The organism is Arthrobacter sp. CAN_A6 (assembly GCF_015751715.1).
In the GTDB taxonomy this organism is placed as follows: domain Bacteria; phylum Actinomycetota; class Actinomycetes; order Actinomycetales; family Micrococcaceae; genus Arthrobacter_D.
In genome coordinates, this window is the sequence record NZ_JADOUV010000007.1 from 1 (window position 1) to 17,353 (window position 17,353).

17 protein-coding genes are annotated in these 17,353 nt (G+C 67.8%); 12 read left to right on the plus strand and 5 right to left on the minus strand.

Annotation, left to right across the window (positions count from 1 at the left end; all coding sequences use genetic code 11):
* Window positions 1–435: 435 nt before the first annotated feature.
* The gene (locus tag IWX75_RS12080; RefSeq protein ID WP_196822504.1) at window positions 436–621 is read right to left on the minus strand and encodes a hypothetical protein; all 186 of its coding nucleotides are present in this window, start codon (window positions 619–621) and stop codon (window positions 436–438) included.
* A 1-nt stretch (window position 622) separates the two neighbouring features.
* On the opposite strand from IWX75_RS12080, the gene IWX75_RS12085 reads away from it, so the two are divergent.
* From IWX75_RS12085 to IWX75_RS12135, 11 genes are all read left to right on the plus strand, one after another.
* Entirely contained in the window at window positions 623–1,105 is a 483-nt protein-coding gene (locus IWX75_RS12085; protein WP_334684305.1) for a hypothetical protein, read from the plus strand.
* Between the two features lie 74 nt (window positions 1,106–1,179).
* Window positions 1,180–2,115, plus strand: a complete 936-nt coding sequence (locus IWX75_RS12090) for a hypothetical protein (RefSeq protein ID WP_334684306.1) — start codon at window positions 1,180–1,182, stop codon at window positions 2,113–2,115.
* Complete coding sequence (locus tag IWX75_RS12095) at window positions 2,108–3,103, plus strand: HAD-IIA family hydrolase (protein WP_196822506.1); 996 nt, start codon at window positions 2,108–2,110, stop codon at window positions 3,101–3,103. Before IWX75_RS12090 ends, IWX75_RS12095 begins: the two co-directional genes overlap by 8 nt.
* 73 nt (window positions 3,104–3,176) lie before the next feature.
* Window positions 3,177–3,395: a hypothetical protein gene (locus IWX75_RS12100; protein ID WP_196822507.1), complete on the plus strand. Its 219-nt coding sequence runs from the start codon at window positions 3,177–3,179 to the stop codon at window positions 3,393–3,395.
* Complete coding sequence (locus IWX75_RS12105; protein WP_196822508.1) at window positions 3,392–4,237, plus strand: TlyA family RNA methyltransferase; 846 nt, start codon at window positions 3,392–3,394, stop codon at window positions 4,235–4,237. Before IWX75_RS12100 ends, IWX75_RS12105 begins: the two co-directional genes overlap by 4 nt.
* The gene (locus IWX75_RS12110) at window positions 4,237–5,163 is read left to right on the plus strand and encodes an NAD kinase (protein WP_196822509.1); all 927 of its coding nucleotides are present in this window, start codon (window positions 4,237–4,239) and stop codon (window positions 5,161–5,163) included. Before IWX75_RS12105 ends, IWX75_RS12110 begins: the two co-directional genes overlap by 1 nt.
* Window positions 5,160–6,896: a DNA repair protein RecN gene (recN, locus tag IWX75_RS12115; protein ID WP_196822510.1), complete on the plus strand. Its 1,737-nt coding sequence runs from the start codon at window positions 5,160–5,162 to the stop codon at window positions 6,894–6,896. Before IWX75_RS12110 ends, recN begins: the two co-directional genes overlap by 4 nt.
* Window positions 6,893–8,596, plus strand: a complete 1,704-nt coding sequence (locus IWX75_RS12120; protein WP_196822511.1) for a CTP synthase — start codon at window positions 6,893–6,895, stop codon at window positions 8,594–8,596. The genes recN and IWX75_RS12120 overlap by 4 nt, the downstream gene beginning before the upstream one ends.
* An 11-nt stretch (window positions 8,597–8,607) precedes the next feature.
* Entirely contained in the window at window positions 8,608–9,297 is a 690-nt protein-coding gene (locus IWX75_RS12125) for an NUDIX hydrolase (protein ID WP_334684334.1), read from the plus strand.
* A 2-nt stretch (window positions 9,298–9,299) separates the two neighbouring features.
* Window positions 9,300–10,274, plus strand: coding sequence for a site-specific tyrosine recombinase XerD (xerD, locus tag IWX75_RS12130; protein WP_196822512.1), 975 nt, complete (start codon window positions 9,300–9,302; stop codon window positions 10,272–10,274).
* 16 nt (window positions 10,275–10,290) lie between these two features.
* Entirely contained in the window at window positions 10,291–10,845 is a 555-nt protein-coding gene (locus IWX75_RS12135; RefSeq protein ID WP_196822513.1) for an 8-oxo-dGTP diphosphatase, read from the plus strand.
* Here the strand turns inward: IWX75_RS12135 and IWX75_RS12140 are convergent.
* The 4 genes from IWX75_RS12140 to IWX75_RS12155 form a co-directional block, all read right to left on the minus strand.
* Complete coding sequence (locus tag IWX75_RS12140) at window positions 10,842–11,981, minus strand: bifunctional 2-methylcitrate synthase/citrate synthase (RefSeq protein ID WP_196822514.1); 1,140 nt, start codon at window positions 11,979–11,981, stop codon at window positions 10,842–10,844. The genes IWX75_RS12135 and IWX75_RS12140 overlap by 4 nt on opposite strands.
* A 70-nt stretch (window positions 11,982–12,051) precedes the next feature.
* Window positions 12,052–12,957: a methylisocitrate lyase gene (gene prpB / locus IWX75_RS12145; RefSeq protein ID WP_196822515.1), complete on the minus strand. Its 906-nt coding sequence runs from the start codon at window positions 12,955–12,957 to the stop codon at window positions 12,052–12,054.
* Window positions 12,958–12,969: 12 nt separating this feature from the next.
* Window positions 12,970–14,490 (minus strand): MmgE/PrpD family protein, encoded by a 1,521-nt coding sequence (locus IWX75_RS12150; protein WP_196822516.1) that lies wholly within the window; start codon window positions 14,488–14,490, stop codon window positions 12,970–12,972.
* Entirely contained in the window at window positions 14,483–15,172 is a 690-nt protein-coding gene (locus tag IWX75_RS12155; protein ID WP_196822681.1) for a GntR family transcriptional regulator, read from the minus strand. Before IWX75_RS12155 ends, IWX75_RS12150 begins: the two co-directional genes overlap by 8 nt.
* Before the next feature lie 267 nt (window positions 15,173–15,439).
* On the opposite strand from IWX75_RS12155, the gene IWX75_RS12160 reads away from it, so the two are divergent.
* Window positions 15,440–17,353: an AMP-binding protein gene (locus tag IWX75_RS12160; protein WP_196822682.1), complete on the plus strand. Its 1,914-nt coding sequence runs from the start codon at window positions 15,440–15,442 to the stop codon at window positions 17,351–17,353.

Below are 17,353 nucleotides of genomic sequence, written 5' to 3' on the forward strand. Positions count from 1 at the left end.
GTACTGCACCCGAGAGAGTGTGGGAGAGTAGGACACCGCCGGACAACCATTACAGGCCAGAGGCCCCACCACCGGTGGGGCCTCTGCCCCTTTAAACACCACACCGCGGCCCGCGATCTAACCTGCGTTCGGAATGAAATTGCATGACGAGCGGGCATCAGAAGGCCGGCTCTCGTGTGGTGGCCTCCGGGTTGCCGGCATCGGATTGCGTGGTACCCGCCGATCCGTAGAAGAATGACCCATAGAACAATAGTGAAGAGCAGGCGCACCACGCCCGCTGCCAATGAGAGGAACCGCGCCGCCATGGCTGAGCAGGATCGAAATTCCGAAACCGGTGACGAGGCTCAGAGGCCGGCACAGCAGGGCACAGGCTCGAGCGGCGGGCAGGGCGGGCGCCGACATTCCTGGGGATCGAAGAGCGTTACCTCTGTGCCGTCACGCGATCAACAGCGTTCCGCAGAAATCGCCGGCTCCGCGGAGGAAGGCTTCTCCAAGGAAGGCCGGGAGCGCAACGCCGCGCGCGAGACGAGGGAAGATCGCGGCGGAGAACGCGCCACCGGCAGTCCCGTCAGTGGGGGCGAACGCGTCGCCCGCAGCCCCGCCGGTGCTGACGACAGGCAAGATGATCGTGCCCCCCGGGACCGCGACGGCAGTAGTGGAAGGCCCGACCGTGACAGGGGTGCCCCCAGGGAGCGGGACAGGGCCGATCGCGACGGACGCGGAAGCGATAGGCGCGATCGTGACAGGGGCGCAGGCAGCAGGAGTGATGAGCGCGGTGATCGGCTCCGGGGCGCGGTTTCCCGCGGTGGATCCGCATCAGGATCGGACTCCGGACGTCCACGGACGGGCGGTGGAGCCCCGCGCAGCAGCACCAGCAGCACATCGGGCGACCGCCCCTGGAGTAAACGTCCGGCGGCAGGCGCAGGGTCGTCCAGTGAGCGTCGGTTCCCAGCCGCATCAACGAACGAGAAACGCTCAGGGGTCCGGGAAGACCGCACCAGGGACAACCGCCGTCCCGTCGACGGCGGGCGTGGCGACCGTCCCGAGCGAAGGGGCGAAGGAGCCGACAGCGGGGGTGCCCGGCCCCACAACGCCCGGGATCTGAGGAGCGCCAATCGGCCCGACAGGGAACGGTCACCCGAGATCGACGAGGACGTCAAGGGCGATGAGCTGGATCGGGTGACACGTGCCCAGATCAGGAACCTCGAAGAGCGAAGCGCGCTCTGGGTGGCAAAGCATCTGGTGATGGCGGGTCGTCTCATCGACGACGATCCGGAACTCGCATTCCAGCATGCGCTTGCGGCCAGCAGGCGCGGCGGACGTCTCGCAGCAGTACGTGAGGCGGTCGGCATTACTGCGTATGCGGCAGGGCACTATGGCGAGGCGCTGCGCGAGTTCCGAACGTTCCGTCGTATCAGCGGCTCGAATGTCCACCTCCCGGTGATGGCGGATTGTGAGCGTGGCCTGGGGAGACCCGACAGGGCCCTCGACCTTGCCCGGGGAGAGGAAGCAGAAACCCTCGATTCGGCAGGTAAAGCCGAGTTGGCCATGGTCGTGTCAGGTGCAAGGGCGGACCTCGGTCAGCTCGATGCTGCGGTCGCGGCGCTCGAGATCCCCCAGCTCGACCTTCACCGCGCTTTCTCATTCACGCCGAGGCTTTTCCGCGCGTATGGTGACGCGCTCGACGCGGTCGGCAGGACGGCGGAGTCCGGTACCTGGCGCAAGCAGGCCCGGGTGGCCGAGACCGCCCTGGGTCTGGACGACCCGACGGAGCCCGACATCATCGATCTCGGGGGCGATGAGGACGACGACGTCATACCGGTCCGTGTACCGAGGGTCTCCGAGGTGATCGGGAGCGCGAGCAACGGGGTCCCTGATGAACCTGAGTCCGAGTCCGAGACCGTAGTCGGGGCCTCAGACCCCGCTGCCGACCGGGCCGATGGAGCAGCGGAGCCGGGCGTCGCCCCGGCTCGGACGGGCACCGGAAGCGACGACTCCATGACGGGGGTCGAACCTGCCGCCGCCCATCAGACCGGCGGGGAGTCCGAAGGGCAGGAACCTGCTGCGCGACAGGTAGCTTCCGAACAGGCGGAAGAGGACCGTATTGATGACTGAGGGCCGGCTGATCGACGGGTTCGACGCAGTCCTGGCCGACCTCGATGGAGTGGTGTACGCGGGGCAGCATGCCATCCCGGGCGCAGCCGAAGCGCTTGAATCCCTGGCCGCATTGGACGTTGCCCTGGCCTATGTCACGAACAACGCGTCGCGGTCCGCGGACGTCGTGGCGGCGCATCTCCGAAGCCTCGGCGCTCCGGCGCGAGCTGACCAGGTTTTCGGCTCGGCGCTGGCAGGCGCCGAATTACTGGCGGCCCGGGTTCCCGAAGCTTCCCGGGTGCTGGTCGTCGGCAGCAGCACCCTTGCCGACCTGGTGCGGGCTCAGGGGCTTGAAGTCGTCCGGTCAGCGGAGGATTCCCCCGACGCCGTCATCCAGGGGTTCTCGCCCGAACTCGGCTGGAAGGATCTCGCGGAGGCCGCCTACGCGGTAGCCGCGGGCGCGGTCTGGGTGGCAACCAACACCGATATGTCGATCCCTCAGGCCCGGGGGATCGCGCCGGGCAACGGATCGCTCGTGGCAGCTGTTGCGGCAGCAACCGGCAAGCAGCCGGTGGTGGCAGGCAAGCCCGAAGCTGCCCTTTTCGAGACAGCGGCCCGCCACGTGGGAGCACGGAAAGCCCTCGTCGTCGGAGACCGGCTGGATACCGACATTCTGGGCGGGAACCGTGCAGGGATGAAGACCGCGCTGGTCCTCACCGGAGTGGATACGCTCCGGACTGCTCTCGCCGCGGTGCACGACGAGCGCCCGGACTACCTCATCCCGTCGCTCACTGCGTTCTATGAACCGTACCCGGTAGCCCGAGCGGTGAGCGGCGTGCACCACCGTGGGCAGGCGTCCGCCCGTGTAGACGGGGAATCCGTGTTGGTGGAGGGCGCGGAAACCGATCTCGATGCGTGGCGGGCGGCATGTTCTGCGTGGTGGACGGCGCATCCGCTGCAGGACAGGGTTTTCCTCCCGCGGCTGCAGTTCACCCCCGAGCGGCCTTGACTGCAGTAAGTGAAATACGAAGGACGAGACAGGCACGGAATGAAGGAAGCGACGACGCGGGAAGAGGGACGGCATGAGTGATGTGCGCGATCCCGACGAATCCTCCAGCGGCAGCGCCGGCGCCGGCTCGTCGTGGCCGTTCGATGAGTTCACGTCGGGAAATACCGACGTCGACGCCGTCCTGTCACGCCTTGCACTGCTCACCGACACGCCCGTTGCGGAGCAGCCGGAACTGTATTCGGACATTTCCGACAGCCTGCTCGCCGAGCTCAACCAGGGACGCCAGGTATGACGCGACTGGACCAGGAACTCGTGAAGCGCGGGCTCGCGCGCTCACGCTCCCATGCGGCGCAGCTCATCGTCTCCGGCAGGGTGCTCCTTGACGGCGCGCCCGCCGGCAAAGCGTCCCTGCAGGTGGCCGGTGACCGGCTCCTCGAGGTGGAAATGACGGGTGAGGATTACGTGAGCCGTGCCGGCCATAAACTAGCCGGTGCGCTCCGGTTCTTCCCGGCCCTTGCGGCGGACGGCCGGCGGTGCCTGGACGCCGGCGCTTCGACCGGAGGCTTCACCGAGGTTCTCCTGACGAGGGGAGCGCGGGAGGTGATCGCCGTCGACGTGGGACACGGACAGCTCGCCGGCAAGCTTCGGACCGATCCGCGGGTCTCCGTTTTCGAGGGCATGAACGTCCGCTACCTGCAACCCGGTGAGATCGGCGGGCAGGTCGACCTCACCGTCGCTGACCTGTCCTTCATCTCACTGCGGCTCGTGCTCGAAGCCCTCGCGCGGTCCACACGCCCCGGCGGGAACATGTTGCTGCTGATCAAGCCGCAGTTCGAAGTGGGCCGGAGCGGGCTCAACGGCCAGGGAGTGGTGAGCTCGGATGTGGTGCGGCGCCGTGGGGTCCATGGAGTGCTTCGGGAAGCACTGGTGCTCGGGCTGGAAATCGGCGGGCTCGCACCAAGCGACCTCCCCGGCCAGGACGGGAACCGCGAGTACTTCGTGTGGATAAAGGTGCCTGAATCGACATTGGTGCCTAGGATCGAGGGGGAACCGGATCTGCTGACACATCAGGTGCTCGACGCGAGCGGTGTGTTTGCGGAAGAGGCCGGTTCCTCGACTTTCGATGGAGCTTGATGACTAGACGAGTACTGGTGCTCGCCCACACGGGCCGCCACGACGCGATGGCTGCCGCCCAGGAGGCCTGCACGCGCCTCCATGCCCTGGGACTGACTCCGGTCATGCGGCCGGAGGAACTCGCCGACCTCCAGGATGAGTACGGGGGACTGACGGCGCCCACCGAGACGCTGGGCCAGGACATCCACCTCGACGGCGTGGAGCTCGTCATGGTGCTCGGCGGCGATGGGACGATCCTCCGCGCGGCGGAGCTCGTGCGGGGTACCGAGGTTCCCCTGCTCGGCGTCAACCTCGGTCACGTGGGTTTCCTCGCGGAGAGTGAACGCGCCGACCTCGAGGAAACGGTGCGGTGGGTTGCCGACAGGGACTACTCCGTCGAGGAACGCATGACGATCGAGGTAGCGGTGTGGCAACGGGATACCCTCCTGTCCCGCAACTGGGCGCTGAACGAGGCTGCCGTGGAGAAGGCTGACCGGGAGCGGATGATCGAGGTGGTGATGGAGGTCGACGGCCTGCCCGTCAGCGCCTTCGGGTGCGACGGCGTGGTACTGGCAACGCCCACGGGTTCCACCGCTTATGCCTTCTCGGCCAGCGGCCCGGTGGTGTGGCCCGAGGTCGAAGCACTGCTGATGGTCCCGATCAGTGCGCACGCCCTGTTCGCGAAACCGCTGGTGGTGGCGCCGTCGTCGGTCCTTGCCGTGGAACTGCTGTCCCGGACCGGCGCGAGGGGCGTGCTCTGGTGCGACGGCCGCCGGAGTGTCGACCTCCCCCCTGGCGCGCGCATCGAGGTGAGGCGTTCGCCGATCCCCGTGCGTCTCGCCCGCACCGCACAGACCCCGTTCTCCGAACGCCTCGTCCGAAAATTCGAGTTGCCCATCCAGGGCTGGCGCGGCCCCGTCGCAGCAATAGGGAGCCGGTCGAAATGATCGAGGAAATGCGCATCCGCGACCTCGGCGTCATCGCTGATGCCACCCTCACGCTGGGACCCGGCCTCACCGTCGTGACCGGGGAGACCGGCGCGGGAAAGACCATGGTGATCACCGCCCTCGGGCTGCTCCGCGGAGCGCGGTCCGACGCCGGAGCGGTGCGGCTGGGCGCGAAGTCCGCGTCCGCCGAGGCGATCCTCCGCCTTGAACCGAACAGCGCCGTCGCCGCTCGCGCAGCAGAGGCCGGGGCGGCCCTCGAGGAGTACGACGGCGCGGCCGAGCTCATCCTCGCCCGCACCGTCACCAGCGAGGGCCGCAGCAGGGCCTACGTGGGCGGCAGGTCCGCCCCGGTGGGAGTGCTCGCGGAGCTCGGCGAGCAGTTGGTGGTGGTGCATGGCCAGTCCGATCAGCTCCGGCTCAAGGGCGCGGCTGCCCAACGCGCGGCACTGGACAAATTCGGGGGAGCGCCGCTTGCCGCGGAGCTTGGAACCTACGGCGACGCGTACGGTCGCTGGAGGGACGCCCTGGCGGAGCGGGACCGCCTCCGCGCCGAAGCACGCGAGCGCGTGCGGGAAGCTGAGAGCCTCGAGGCGGCCTTGGCCGAGATCGAGGCCGTGGAGCCACAGCCCGGCGAGGACGCTGCGTTGAAGGCGGAATCGATGCGGCTCGGCAACGTGGAGGAGCTACGCACCGCCGCCGTCGTCGCGCATTCCGCGCTGGTCTCGGAGGATTTCGGCTCGAGCTCGGACGCCGTCTCGCTCGTCGATGAAGCCAAGAGGCAACTCGAAGCGGTGGCGGAGCATGATGCCGACCTCGAGTCGCTCGCAGGTCGCGTTGCCGAGGTGGGCTACCTCCTTGCGGACATCTCGGGTGAGCTTGCGGCCTACGGGGCGGCGCTGGACGGCGAAGGCCCGGGCCGCCTCGCGGAGGTGGAGTCGCGCCGTGCGGAACTCGCAGTACTCGTGCGCAAATACGCTCCCACCATCGACGAGGTACTCCAGTGGCGGGAGCAGGGTGCGCGGAGGCTCGAGGAGCTGAGCGGTGATTCGAGCAGGGTGGACGAACTGGGCGCGGTCATCGAGGAACTCGACCGCGAGGTGCACGAGCACGCGGAGCGCCTCTCGGAGCTCCGCCGCGCCGCGGCCGAGACCCTCGCCGGCCGGGTCAGCGAGGAGCTGAGTGCCCTGGCGATGCCCGATGCGAACCTGCTCATCGAGGTCACCGCAGCAGGGTCCCTCACGCCGCATGGCCAGGACGACATCTCCTTCAACCTCCAGCCCCACCCGGGATCAGCGCCGCGGCCGCTGGGCAAGGGTGCTTCGGGCGGTGAACTTTCCCGTGTGATGCTGGCCATCGAGGTGGTGCTTGCCGCCGTCGACCCTGTGCCGACCTTCGTGTTCGACGAGGTCGACGCCGGGGTGGGCGGAAAAGCCGCCGTCGAGATCGGAAGGCGGCTCGCCATGCTCGCTGAGCATGTCCAGGTCATCGTGGTGACCCACCTGCCCCAGGTGGCCGCTTTCGCGGAGCGCCACATCCGCGTCACCAAGAATGTTTCCCGCGCGCCGTCCTCGGACGACGACGGCGGATTCACCGCCAGCGACGTCGAGGTCCTCCCCGACGCCGAGCGCGTGCGCGAACTGGCCCGCATGCTTGCGGGCCAGGAAGACTCAGCATCCGCGCGGGCCCACGCCGAGGAACTCCTCGCCGATGCGGCGCGGACCTCCTCCAAGTGATAGGCTCCAACCCCGTGGTGCAGCAAATAAACTCCCGGTTCCAGAAGTCCGCCAAGACGACCAAACACATCTTCGTGACTGGTGGCGTCGCCTCCTCCCTCGGCAAGGGACTGACGGCCTCGAGCCTTGGTCACCTGCTCCGGGCACGCGGTCTCTCCGTCACGATGCAGAAGCTCGATCCCTACCTCAACGTCGATCCCGGCACCATGAACCCGTTCCAGCACGGGGAGGTCTTCGTCACCGAGGACGGCGCCGAGACCGATCTCGACATCGGCCACTACGAGCGGTTCCTCGACGAGAACCTCGATGGTTCAGCCAACGTCACCACGGGCCAGGTCTACTCCACCGTCATCGCGAAGGAGCGGCGCGGCGAGTACCTCGGCGACACCGTCCAGGTCATTCCACACATCACCGACGAGATCAAGCGGAGGATGCGGCTTCCCGCGGACCCGGCAGGTCCGAAGCGGGCGCCGGATGTCATCATCACCGAGATCGGCGGAACCGTCGGCGATATCGAGTCGCAGCCGTTCCTCGAATCGGCCCGGCAGGTCCGGCAGGACGTCGGCCGCAACAATGTCTTCTTCGTCCATGTCTCACTGGTCCCGTACATCGGCCCCTCGCAGGAGCTGAAGACCAAGCCGACACAGCACTCGGTGGCGATGCTGCGCTCGATCGGCATCCAGCCCGATGCGATCGTCATCCGCTCCGACCGCGAGGTGCCCCTGGCCATGCGGGAGAAGATCGGCCGCATGTGCGACGTCGACCTCGACGCCGTCGTCAACGCAGCCGATGCCGCGAGCATCTACGACATCCCCAAGGTCCTGCACGCGCAGGGGCTCGACGCGTATATCGTCCAGGCCCTCGACCTGAAGTTCAAGGACGTCAACTGGACCAAGTGGAACAAGCTCCTCGACGTCGTCCACAATCCCAAGCACCACGTCGAGGTGGCGCTGGTCGGCAAGTACATCGATCTGCCCGATGCCTACCTCTCGGTCACGGAGGCGCTGCGCGCCGGCGGATTCGCCAACAAGACGAAGGTGGACATCAAGTGGGTGCCGTCCGATGATTGCGAGACCCCCGAGGGCGCCCGCAACGCCCTCAGCGGCGTGGATGCCATCTGCGTGCCCGGCGGATTCGGGATCCGGGGCCTCGAGGGCAAGCTCGGCGCCCTGACGTATGCGAGGGAGAATCGGATTCCGACGCTGGGTCTATGCCTCGGCCTGCAGTGCATGGTCATCGAGTACGCGCGCAACGTCGTGGGACTCGAGGGCGCCTCCTCGAGCGAATTCGAGCCCGAAACCAAATACCCCGTGATCGCCACCATGGCGGAGCAGCTCCACATCGTGGCAGGAGAGGGCGACATGGGCGGTTCCATGCGGCTCGGCCTGTGGGAAGCGAAGCTCACCGAGGGGTCGGTGGTCGCAGCAACCTACGGGAAGACGACCGTTTCGGAGCGCCACCGCCACCGCTATGAGGTGAACAACGAGTTCCGCAAGCAGATCAGTGACAGCGGGCTCGTCTTCTCGGGCACGACGACGGACGGCGAGCTGGTGGAGTTCGCCGAGCTTCCCCGGGACGTGCACCCGTACTATGTCTCCACCCAGGCGCACCCCGAGCTCAGTTCACGGCCCACCCGCCCCCACCCGCTGTTCGCGGGGCTCGTTCGGGCAGCGCTTGACCGCCGTGGGGCCAAAGCATAGCCGTGGGTGAGCTGCCGGCACCCGGAGTGCACAGCCCTGCAGGATTCGGGGACGAGCAAAGCCCGAGGAGGCTGCACACCTCCGCCGCTGTGTATCAGGGGCGGATCTGGGATGTCGTGAGGGACGAGTTCTCGCTGACCGAGGGTGGCGAGCGTATCGCCCGTGACTATATCCGGCACCCGGGTGCAGTGGCGGTCCTCGTTCTGAACGAGAAGGACCAGGTGCTGCTCATCCGCCAGTACCGCCATCCGGTGCGGATGCTCCTCTGGGAGATCCCCGCCGGGCTGCTCGACGAGGAGGGCGAGGACTTCCTCGACGCCGCCGCGCGGGAACTCGCCGAGGAGGCCGACCTCACGGCGACCAGGTGGAACGTGCTCATCGACCTGTTCCTCTCACCGGGTTCCTCCTCCGAGGCGCTGCGCGTCTACCTGGCGCGCGGCATCGGCCCGGTGCCGGAGCACGAACTCCACCTCCGCACGCACGAGGAGGCCGAGATCGAACCGCTCTGGGTGGACCTCGACGACGCAGTGGCCGCCGTGCTCGAGGGGCGCATCCACAGTCCTTCCGCAGCCGCGGCGGTCCTGGCCGCCCGGGTCGCCCGCGAGCGGGGCTTCGACGGCCTCCGCCCTGCCTCGTCGCCCTGGCCCGAGCACCCGAGCAGGCACTCGACCTGGCCCAACGGTGCAGTATTGCGGGGCTGACCATGCCTGCCTCAGCGGGGAAGACGGTAACCGACGAGCTCCTGGAGTCCGGGCCGGGCCGTCTGATGACCGAGTACCTCCAGCACATGGCGGTGGAGCGCGGCCTGTCAGTGAACACTCTCTCGGCCTACCGCCGCGACCTCCTCCGCTACCACCGCTTCCTGATGGCCCGCGGGATCAGCGACGCCGCTGCCATCACTCGGCACGACGTCACTGCCTTCGCGCAGGCAGTGGCCACCGGATCCGACGGGCAGTCCCCGCTCAGCCCGCGCTCCACCGCACGCACGGTGGTGGCAGTGCGGGGGCTCCACCGTTTCTGGGCCCTGGAGGGAGTGACTTCCGCGGATCCGGCCCGGGACGTGCACCCGCCCCTGGCCGGGCAACGGCTGCCGAAGGCGATCTCGGTCGACGACGTGGTGCGGATCCTCGAGGCGGTGGACACCGAAACGCCGTCGGGTCAGCGGGACCGGGCCCTGCTCGAATTCCTGTACTCGACCGGGGCGCGGATCAGTGAAGCGGTGGGGCTCGACGTCGACGACGTCCTGGACCGGCACGGAACCGGCCCCGCGATCGTGCGGCTGTTCGGCAAGGGGTCGAAGGAGCGCCTCGTCCCGCTCGGTTCCTACGCGGCGAAGGCCATTGATTCCTATCTGGTGCGGGGCCGGCCGGTTCTGGCAGGAGGCGGCACGGGAAGCCCGGCGCTGTTCCTCAACATGCGGGGTGGGAGGCTCAGCCGTCAGAGCGCCTGGTCCATCCTCAAGTCGGCGGCCCAGAAAGCGGGGGTCACCCGGGAGGTCTCTCCGCACACCCTGCGGCACTCCTTCGCCACCCACCTCCTCGAGGGTGGAGCCGATGTTCGTGTGGTGCAGGAGCTGCTGGGCCACGCGTCGGTGACCACAACACAGGTATACACGCTCGTCACGGCCGACACTGTGCGGGAAGTGTATGCCGCGGCGCACCCCCGGGCACTCGGCTAGGGGCGGGCGACACGCCATGGCGTCGGACGGACTTCCCGAACCCAGCGGAGGCTTCTTCCGCCCGGTGGCCCTGTGCTTTCTTTTCGACTCTTTCCCCGCGGGCGCCCCCGGCGCTATCGGGCCCGACGCCCGACCCGTCCGCCGCGTGCTCCTGGGGCTCAAGAAGACGGGTTTCGGGACCGGGCGCATCGTCGCTCTGGGCGGGAAGCTGGAACCGGGCGAATCGGCCGCCCAGGCAGCCGCACGCGAGGTGTTCGAGGAAGCGGGCCTCCGTGTGGAAGGCGGGGACCTCACCTTCCTCGGCACGGTCACGTGGGACTTCCCCGCCCGCCCCGACTTCAACATGATCGGCTCCATCTTCACGGCGGAGCGCTACACGGGCACCCTTGATGCCAGCGACGAGGTGGACCCCGAGTGGTTCCCCGAGGACGCCCTGCCGTGGGATGGCATGTGGGAGGACGCCGCTTCCTGGGTGCCCCTCGTGGTGGAGGGCGAGCCCTTCACCGCCTCCATCACCCTGAGGGACGACAACGAGGGCGTGGAAACCGCCGTCGTGAGGACCAGCCGTTAGCTGAGGTGCCGCTCGTCCGGACCGTTGTAGGCACTCAGCGGGCGGATCAGGGAGTTCGACGCCACCTGCTCCATGATGTGGGCCGTCCAGCCGGTGATGCGTGCGGCAATGAACAGCGGCGTGAACATTTCCGTATCGAAACCCATGAGGTGATAGGTGGGGCCGGCGGGATAGTCGAGGTTCGGCTTGATGTTCTTCGCCTCGTCCATGGCGTGTTCCAGTCCGCTGTAGAGCCCGAGGATCTCGTCGCGGCCGTAATAGGCGATCATGGCGTCGAGGGCGGCCTTCATCGTGGGAACGCGTGAATCGCCGTTCTTGTACACGCGGTGTCCGAAGCCCATGACCTTCTTCTTCTGTGCGAGGGCGTCCTCCATCCACGCTTTGGCCCGGGCTGCGGCCTCTTCCTCGGACTCGTCCTTCCGGATGCCGATCTCCTCGAACGTGTGCATCACTGCCTCATTGGCCCCACCGTGCAGCGGGCCCTTCAGTGCTCCGATCGCGCCCGTCACGGCCGAGTGGAGGTCCGCGAGGGTGGAGGTGATGACGCGGGCAGTGAACGTCGAGGCATTGAAGGAGTGCTCCGCGTAGAGGATCATCGACACGTTGAAGGCGTCCACCACTTCCTCGGGGGCTTCCTCGCCGAAGGTCATCCACAGGAAGTTCGCGGCATAACCGAGATCTGCCCGCGGCTCGACGAGCGGCTGGTTCCGGCGGCGGCGCTGGTCGTAGGCGACGACGGCGGGAAAGGCGGCGAACAGCGAGGTCGCCTTCTCCAGGTTGGCCTCGACGGAGCTGTCGGAGGCCAGCGGGTGACAGGCGCCCATCACGGAGACCGCGGTCCGCCCGACGTCCATGGGGTGGCTGGTGAGCGGCAGCAGGTCGATGGCCGCGACAATGTTCTCCGGCAGGTTGCGGTGGCTGCGTTCGTACCCGGTGAACTCGGCGAGTTGGGCGGCGGTGGGCAGTTCACCGTTCCACAGCAGGTAGGCCACCTCCTCGAAGGAACACCGGGCAGCGAGTTCCTGCACGGGGTAACCCCGGTACAGCAGCGAGTTGCTGTCGGGGTTCACCTTGGAGACGGCCGTGTAGTCGACCGTCACGCCGGCAAGGCCCTTGTGGATCTGTGGTTCGGTCACGGGGAACTCCTTCGTGGTGCATTCGTCGCGAGGAAATACTCGGGTGGGCGAGCGGTGCCGGGCCTGGTGCTCAACGGCCGTCCGGCACCCGGAAGTTGAAGACCGAGGAGTCGAACCGGTTGTACGACTCGTAGTCCACCAGCTCGTAGAGGCGGGCCCTGGTCTGCATGTCGGGCACCGCGTGCTGCTGGGTTCCATTGGCTTTGATCGAGTCCAGCGTACGCTCCGCGGCGCCCATGGCGCTGCGGAGGAGGGTGACCGGGTAGATCACCACATTCACGCCGGCCTCCTGGAGCTGCCGGGTCGTGAACAGGCTGCTCTTTCCGAACTCGGTCATGTTGGCCAGGATCGGCACCGACACGGCGTCCCGCATGGCCTGGAATTCGGACAGATCGCGCATCGCCTCCGGGAATATCGCGTCGGCTCCGGCATCCACGAGCGCCCGGGCCCGGTCCTGTGCGGCTTCCAGGGAGTCGGTGCCGCGGATATCGGTGCGTGCCATGATGAGGAAGTTCGGGTCACGCCGGGCATCGGCCGCGGCGCGGATGCGCTTCACCGCCGTCTCCAGATCCACCACGTTCTTGCCGTCCAGGTGGCCGCAGCGCTTCGGATTGAACTGGTCCTCGATGTGGCACCCCGCGAGTCCGGCGTTCTCCAGTTCCTGGACGGACCGCGCGACGTTCATCGGCTCGCCGAAGCCGGTGTCGGCGTCGACTATCGCCGGGAGGTCGGTCATGCGGGCGATCTGCCCGGCGCGCTGCGCCACCTCCGTCAGCGTCGTCAGGCCGATGTCCGGAAGGCCCAGGTCATTGGCCAGCACCGCCCCCGAGATGTAGACGCCGTCGAAGCCCTTGTCCTCGATGAGACGGGCCGAGAGCGGGTTGAAGGCCCCGGGAAACTGCTGGAGGGTCCCGGACGCCAGGCCGTCGCGCAGTGCGATGCGCTTCTGTTCGGGTGGAATCGATGAGTACAGCATCCTGTTGCCTTCCTAGAAGAGCCCGAGCGGAGCCGCGGACGGGGTGATGTACCCGTCCCGGGCAGTGATGTTGAGCTGGTCGAGGCTTCCTGCCTCAAGTTCGGGAAGCCGCTCGACGGCGGCGAGGAACCGCTCGATTTCGGTGTCCTCGACGACGCCGTCCGCAAGCGTGCGCAGCTTCGCCACGTACTGTTCCCGGGTGAAGGGCCGGGCTCCGAGCGGGTGGGCGTCGGCCACGGCGATCTCGTCGGTGAGGACGGTGCCGTCTGCGAGGGTGATTTCCACCCGGCCCCCGAAGGCCTTCTCGGCGATGTCCAGTGAGTGGTAGCGGCGCGTCCACTCAGGATCCTCGACGGTGGTGACCTTCTGCCACAGGGCCACAGTATCGGGCCGTGCAGCCCTCTCGGGTGCGTAGGAGTCGACGTGGTGCCAGCGGCCATCCTGCAGCGCCACAGTGAAGATGTACGGAATCGAGTGGTCAAGGGTCTCGCGGGAGGCCGTCGGATCGTATTTCTGCGGATCGTTGGCGCCGGAGCCGATCACATAATGCGTGTGGTGCGAGGTGTGGATGACGATGCTCTGGACCTCGGAGGGATCGGTGAGCTCGGGGTGAGCGCCGTGCAGCCTGCGGGCGAGGTCGATCCACGCCTGGGCCTGGTATTCGGCGGAGTGCTCCTTGGTGTAGGTGTCGAGGATGGCGCGTTTGGGCTCATTCGCGGCGGGCAGCGGAACCTCGTAGCGTGCCTCGGGCCCGTCGAGCAGCCAGGCGATCACGCCGTCCTCGCCCTCGTAGATGGGCGTGGGGGACGTCTGGCCGCGCATCGCCCGGTCCACGGCCTCGACGGCCATCTTGCCGGCGAAGGCCGGCGCGTGCGCTTTCCAGGTCGAGATTTCACCCTTGCGCGACTGCCGGGTGGCCGTCGTCGTATGGAGGGCCTGTCCGACGGCGTGGAAGATGGTTTCCGGGGGCAGCCCCAGGAGGGTACCGATGCCGGCGGCCGCCGATGGCCCGAGGTGCGCCACATGGTCGATCTTGTGTTCGTGGAGGCAGATGGCTTTCACGAGGTCGACCTGGATCTCGTAGCCCGTCGCGATGCCGCGGATGAGGTCGCGCCCGGAACCGCCCGTGTGCTGGGCAACGGCGAGGATCGGGGGGATGTTGTCTCCGGGGTGGGAGTAATCTGCGGCGAGGAACGTGTCATGGTAGTCGAGTTCACGCACCGCGACGCCGTTGGCCCAGGCCGCCCATTCGGGCGAGGTGGGAGCTTCCACTCCGAAGACCGCCGCGCCGGATCCGTTGGCCGACACCGGATGGCTTCCCGCCTGTGCCCGTGCGGCGACGACCGGAGCGCGGTTGAGCGAGGCGAGCGCCACCGAGGCGTTGTCGATGATGCGGTTGATCACCATCTCCGTCACCTCCGGGGTGACCTCGACAGGATCGGTCGCCACCTCGGCGATCCGGTAGGCGAGTTGGCCGGCGCGGCCGAGATTCTCGTCACTGCGGTGGACACGGACGGGGTGGAGCTCAACCATGGTGTTCCTTTCGAAGGTGCGGCTGTTCGGCGCCGTCGGAATCGTTGTCGGTTCTTGCTGCCAGCAGGTGCTGGAGGCTGTTGTGCAGGTGCACCTGCATGGCCGCGGAGGCGAGCTCTCCATTACCGGCGCTGATCGCGGAGGCGATCTGCGCGTGCTCGCCTGCGGAGGCATGGAGCCGTTTCCGGTTGTCGCGGGCGAGGCGCCGGATCCGCACGAGCTGGGTTCGCAGGTGGCGCTGGGCCTGCAGGAGATAGGGATTGCCTGCTGCCTGGTCCACCGCCGCGTCGAGTTCGGCAACCAGCGCGTAGTAGCGGTCCCGGCCGGAATCGCCGGCATCGATCAGCGGTCCCGCCCGGGTGAAGCGTTCGCCGAGAAGAGTGAATGCCATCGGGTCGCTGTGCAGGGCGGCGAGCCGGACAGCGGTGCATTCAAGGGGAATCCGGACGGCGAAGAGATCGGCCACGAGTCCGAGGGAAATGTCGGTCACGACGACGCCGCGTCCGCTGGACGGAGCCGCCAGTCCTTCGGAGATGAGCCGCGACAGTGCCTCGCGCAGCGGCGTCCGTGAGACGCCCAGCCGCGCTGACTGTTCAACCTCCGCCAGGACGAAACCCGGCGGAAGCCGCCAGCCGATGATGTCGGAACGGAGGGACTCATAGGCGCGGTCGCTGGCCCGCATATCGTCCTCCTCCGCCGTCATTCTGAACGTCCTCGTGTCCAATGTATACATCGGTGGCGAAACGGGCAAGAAATTTAGGGAAAATGCCAACGCGAGCCGCGCTTCTGTATACACGGCGTTTAAATTGTGTCTGGAGGAATAGCATCGGGAGCCGTAGCATGAGCTGCATTCCATCCTCTCTCCGTAAGGATCGCCGTGGACTCCGGACAAAGCAGGCAGCCTCCTGGTACTCCTGATGTTTCGCCGTCCTTCGCGGGGGATCCGGCCGTGGAGGGGTACAGGGCCCTCCACCGGGAGAGTATCGAGGACCCGGCTGCTTTCTGGCTCAAGGCCGCCAAGGCCGTTTCGTGGACCACCGCGCCCGGGCAGGCGCTGGACAGCAGCCGTGCGCCGCTCTACCGGTGGTTTCCGGGAGCCCGGCTCAACACGTCCTTCAACGCCCTGGACCGCCATGTCCTGGCCGGACGAGGAGACACCACGGCGCTCGTCTACGACTCCGCGATGCTCGGCACCCAACAGCATTTCACCTACGCGCAGTTGCGGGACGAGGTGGCGCAGTTCGCCGGCGCGCTCCGCCACCAGGGCGTGACCAAGGGGGACCGGGTCCTCATCTACCTGCCCATGGTTCCCGAAGCCGTTATCGCCATGCTCGCCGTGGCACGGCTCGGAGCCGTGCACTCAGTGGTGTTCGGAGGATTCGCCCCGGCCGAGCTCGCCTCACGGATCCGGGATGCGGCTCCGAAGATCATCCTCACCGCGACCGGCGGCCTTGAACCGTCCCGGCGCGTCGAATACCTTCCGGCAGTAGCCGAGGCCCTGGACCTCGCCGGTGCCGGAGGTTGCCCGGTGATCGTCAAGCACCGCGACGGGTTCACCGCCGCAGCGGCGGACTACGACCAGCCCTCCCGCCGCTGGCTCGACTGGGACGAAGCCGCCGCCGGAGCCACGCCGTTGGACCCGGTGGACGTCGAAGCCACCGATCCCCTGTACATCCTCTACACCTCCGGAACCACGGGGTCACCCAAGGGCGTGGTCCGTGACAACGGCGGCCATGCCGTGGCGCTCACCTGGTCGATGAGGAACATCTTCGACGTCGGGCCGGGAGATGTGATGCTGACGGCGTCCGACGTCGGTTGGGTGGTGGGGCACTCCTACATCGTGTACGGCCCGCTGCTGGCGGGAGCCACGACGGTCCTGTACGAGGGCAAGCCGGTAGGAACGCCCGACGCCGGGGCGTTCTGGCGGCTGATCGAGGCCCACGGCGTCACCGTGATGTTCACCGCTCCCACGGCGCTGCGCGCCGTCCGCCGCGCTGATCCGACGGCTGCCGCCCTTGGTGGCTACGACATCTCGACCCTGCGCCTCCTGTTCTCGGCGGGAGAGCGACTGGACACCGGAACCTTCTCCTGGATCCGTGGCGTGCTCGGGGTTCCCGTCATCGACAACTGGTGGCAGACCGAGACGGGGTGGCCCATCTGTGCGAACCCCCGGGGCCTGGGCGGGGTGCCCGTCAAACCAGGTTCGCCGTCGTTGCCGTCACCGGGCTTCGACCTGGCGATCGTGGACGGCGAGGGTACGCCGGTGCCGACGGGAACCGAGGGCACCATCGCCCTCCGCCTGCCATTGCCGCCGGGGGCGCTGACGACGCTGTGGGGCAGCGACGAGCGCTACGAGCAGGCCTACCTCCGGGCACTCGAGGGGTACTACGTCAGCGGAGACTCGGGGTACGCCGATGACGACGGCTACCTCTTCGTCATGGGACGGACCGACGACGTGATCAATGTGGCAGGGCACCGGCTGTCCGCCGGAGCGATCGAGCAGGCCCTGGCCCAGCATCCTGCCGTTGCCGAGTGCGCGGTGATCGGATTGGAGGATGCGCTGAAGGGCCAGCGGGCCAGCGGCTACGTCGTGCTCAAGGCCGGGGAGACCATCGATCCCGCCGAGCTGCAACGTGAGCTGGTGGCCCTGGTCCGCAAACTGATCGGTCCGGTGGCGGGCTTCCGGGACGCAGTCGTGGTGGACGCGCTGCCGAAAACCCGGTCGGGGAAGATCCTCCGAAAAACGATGCGGCAGATTGCGGCCGGGGAGACGTACACAGTTCCCTCGACCATCGAGGATGCGGGTGTCCTCGACTCCCTTGTTCCCCTTCTTCGCGCCGGCGTTCCACCACCCGGACGGTGA

Excerpts from the sequence above, each read along its gene's own strand:
- IWX75_RS12100 (WP_196822507.1), top strand. The coding sequence starts at position 3,177 with ATGAGTGATGTGCGCGATCCCGACGAATCCTCCAGCGGCAGCGCCGGC.
- IWX75_RS12155 (WP_196822681.1), bottom strand. The coding sequence starts at position 15,172 with ATGCGGGCCAGCGACCGCGCCTATGAGTCCCTCCGTTCCGACATCATC.
- prpB (WP_196822515.1), bottom strand. The coding sequence starts at position 12,957 with ATGCTGTACTCATCGATTCCACCCGAACAGAAGCGCATCGCACTGCGC.
- IWX75_RS12095 (WP_196822506.1), top strand. The coding sequence starts at position 2,108 with ATGACTGAGGGCCGGCTGATCGACGGGTTCGACGCAGTCCTGGCCGAC.
- xerD (WP_196822512.1), top strand. The coding sequence starts at position 9,300 with ATGCCTGCCTCAGCGGGGAAGACGGTAACCGACGAGCTCCTGGAGTCC.
- IWX75_RS12150 (WP_196822516.1), bottom strand. The coding sequence starts at position 14,490 with ATGGTTGAGCTCCACCCCGTCCGTGTCCACCGCAGTGACGAGAATCTC.
- recN (WP_196822510.1), top strand. The coding sequence starts at position 5,160 with ATGATCGAGGAAATGCGCATCCGCGACCTCGGCGTCATCGCTGATGCC.
- IWX75_RS12105 (WP_196822508.1), top strand. The coding sequence starts at position 3,392 with ATGACGCGACTGGACCAGGAACTCGTGAAGCGCGGGCTCGCGCGCTCA.
- IWX75_RS12085 (WP_334684305.1), top strand. The coding sequence starts at position 623 with ATGATCGTGCCCCCCGGGACCGCGACGGCAGTAGTGGAAGGCCCGACC.
- IWX75_RS12110 (WP_196822509.1), top strand. The coding sequence starts at position 4,237 with ATGACTAGACGAGTACTGGTGCTCGCCCACACGGGCCGCCACGACGCG.
- IWX75_RS12135 (WP_196822513.1), top strand. The coding sequence starts at position 10,291 with ATGGCGTCGGACGGACTTCCCGAACCCAGCGGAGGCTTCTTCCGCCCG.